Here is a 1,017-nt window from a genome sequence, read left to right on the forward strand (position 1 = left end):
CATAAACGATTATCTCGTAACAGCCGCTCTTTGTTGATCATTTCAAACCTTTATTCTCTAAGTTAAACCTCTTTTTATTCTCAATAGCGTGACAAAAAATGCAAGTCTCTATTCAGCAACTAGTTTAATGTCTTCTTTGCCAGGCCTTATCACTCATGGGAGCGTGGTTTAAATGAACACAGTAACGGACTTATCCGCCGTTTTTACCCAAAAGGAACGGATTTCAACTCAGTCACGGACAACGAGATTGCAGAACTTGAGCACATACTTAATACTCGGGGACGAAAATCGTTGGGCTATTTTTCTCCAAATGAAGTATTTTTAGCTCATCTAATGGCTGCATAACGTTTTATGGGTTTGTTGCGTTTCGACTGGGAATGGGCCACCTCAGTGGTGGAACACTGGTGTAGAGCGCCATATTTACTTTCTTGCTGCTATCTTTTTTACCTTTTCGATAAAACTTTTGCTGTAAGTAATATTCAATTCATTAATCAATGATAAGAAAACCGAAGCTTCAGATGAAGAACTTTCATTTGCTTCTATTTTTTCAGATAAATAATCAACGAACTTGTAACGTTCATCAATTTTATTTTCTATTACATCACATTCTTTGTTAAGAGATTCTGCACAACAAGCCATTTTGAAAGTTAATTTATCTTCTGGCTGATAACTTCTACCCTTTTTGCTAATAATAAATCCATGTTTAAAACCTTCTTTTAATTTCCAAACGCCATTAGAGTTTTTTACTATACACGAGTTTCGCAGTCTCTAAAAAAGAAGTATAAATTTAAAAACAAGAAAAAATCAGGATGTTCATATTTTGTCCGGTTATCCATGCATTAAAGATATCTATAAAATATTCTTGCAAGTAAGCAGTGTAAGATACTCTAGTTTGGCGTTATCAGAAGTCAGCCCATCGCCTTTATCTCATGACACGGTTAGCCGATGGTTAAAAAGTAGATGTTTCCGCCCTAAAGACCTATGGCGATTAGTTGAACCTTCTATAGACAAAAAAAG

The 1,017-nt window shown here is 35.4% G+C and carries 2 protein-coding genes; one reads left to right on the forward strand and one right to left on the reverse strand.

The annotated features are described in order from the left end of the window. Positions 1 to 420: 420 nt before the first annotated feature. Complete coding sequence (locus CBG25_RS18440) at positions 421 to 639, reverse strand: hypothetical protein (protein WP_290608485.1); 219 nt, start codon at positions 637 to 639, stop codon at positions 421 to 423. A 181-nt stretch (positions 640 to 820) separates the two neighbouring features. Between CBG25_RS18440 and CBG25_RS18445 the strand changes: the two genes are divergently transcribed. Then, the coding region (locus tag CBG25_RS18445; RefSeq protein WP_290604058.1) for a hypothetical protein at positions 821 to 1,017 on the forward strand (197 nt) is incomplete at its 3' end.

This window comes from Arsenophonus sp. ENCA (genome assembly GCF_002287155.1).
Lineage (GTDB): Bacteria > Pseudomonadota > Gammaproteobacteria > Enterobacterales > Enterobacteriaceae > Arsenophonus > Arsenophonus nilaparvatae.